Annotated in this window: 2 protein-coding genes; both read left to right on the plus strand. The window is 32.9% G+C overall.

Annotated features, from left to right (window positions below; all coding sequences use genetic code 11):
- Positions 1-575 (plus strand): hypothetical protein (locus C4S61_RS21995; protein WP_160111302.1); only part of this gene is annotated, 575 nt, incomplete at its 5' end.
- Positions 572-994 (plus strand): hypothetical protein, encoded by a 423-nt coding sequence (locus C4S61_RS21630; protein WP_103926852.1) that lies wholly within the window; start codon positions 572-574, stop codon positions 992-994. The genes C4S61_RS21995 and C4S61_RS21630, both read left to right, overlap by 4 nt.
- The last annotated feature ends 99 nt before the right edge of the window (positions 995-1,093 follow it).

Genomic DNA, 1,093 nt, shown 5'->3' on the forward strand with positions numbered 1-1,093 from the left:
GTGAAGTTGCAAACTTCACCCAGCCTCAAGAGGAACTTCTAAGGTTAAGAGAAGATACTACGCCTAGAGGGGATATTGGGATTTCAGCTGGTGCTGGATTTGCGACAGCTGGATTTTCGGCACTGGGAGGTAAAGCAACTCAAATCGCAGTTTCAACTACTATTGATGTGACTGAATCAGTTTTAAAACAAGTTACTTCAGAAACAGGAGAAGTAACCGTTTCTCAGACAATATCGGATGTTGCTTTAAATTATTTAGGTGGTAAAATAGTTAAAGAAACTGGTATTGAAATCAATACAAAAACTTTAGCTAGGGATGCCGATAGAACAGCAAGAATATCGAATAACGATCCAGCAAGTTCTGGAAGGGCTCAGGCTGCTAATTCTGCTCAAGATAAATTGAATACTGCAAATAGATTAAATCAAACTTCTAGCAGTGTTGCTGGAAATTCTCTTCAAAATGTTTCTAATGCTACCAGATCAAACTCCAAAAGCAACACATTAAATATAGATTCAGAAATGATTCAAAACGATGCAACCAGAGTCGAAAATAAACCAATAAGATTTTTAAAATGAGATTTATTTTAATAATTGGAGGGATTTTCTTTATTTATTTATTTGTAATTGGCATAAATAAAACTAATAAAGAATTAGAAACTTATACCAATGGAGTATTAGTTGAAATGAAAATAACTGAAATCTTAGGAGCTTGTATAGGAACAAAGAGTAAGAACCATATGAAAGTTTCATATGAAGGGAATACATTTATTAAAAAAATACCATCTGATTATTGCAATGATCATTTTATTGGTGAATTGGTTGTATTGAAATATAAAAAGGGCTCTGACGTTATATTGCTTCCCAATGAAAATCCTTATTTTGATTTATTTAGCAGTTTTTCCTTTGGTATCCTAGGTCTTTTAATAATAATATGGTTTGGTCTTTTGAAAAAGTCGGTTCATCGGTACAACATCAAAGAAAAAAGTAAAAATTAGAAAGTTTTCCCCCTCTGGGTGTAGAAGAAGGTTGATTGGGACTAGGTGTAGTTTGTAACTACACCTTTCTATCCAAACAAATTTGTAATTTGCTGATAT

The organism is Algoriphagus boritolerans DSM 17298 = JCM 18970, assembly GCF_900108085.1.
Lineage (GTDB): Bacteria > Bacteroidota > Bacteroidia > Cytophagales > Cyclobacteriaceae > Algoriphagus > Algoriphagus boritolerans.